This window comes from Tritonibacter sp. SIMBA_163 (assembly GCF_046535935.1).
GTDB classification, from domain to species: Bacteria; Pseudomonadota; Alphaproteobacteria; order Rhodobacterales; family Rhodobacteraceae; genus Epibacterium; species Epibacterium scottomollicae.
In genome coordinates, this window is record NZ_JAWJBP010000558.1 from 1 (window position 1) to 266 (window position 266).

The window sequence follows — 266 nt, forward strand, 5'->3', positions numbered from 1 at the left end:
TGCGGCTTTCGAATTTCAGGCTGCGCAGTATGCGTGTCAGCTATGGGCGGCCTGTCTAGCAGCAGCGCGCGCTTCCACGCGAGCCTTGATGGCATCCACATCCGCACGCGGCGTCGCGGCGAAGAGCTTCTTCGTATAATCGTGCTGCGGATTGTTGAATACGTCGTCGCGCGAACCGTATTCAACCACCTCACCGAAATACATCACCATCACCTCATCGGCGATATAGCGCACGACCGAAAGGTCATGGCTGATGAAGACATAGG

1 pseudogene is annotated in these 266 nt (G+C 56.8%); it reads right to left on the minus strand.

Annotated features, from left to right (window positions below):
* Nucleotides 1–36 precede the first annotated feature (36 nt).
* Nucleotides 37–266: pseudogene (locus R0J92_RS23530) on the minus strand (peptide ABC transporter ATP-binding protein); the annotation flags it as partial.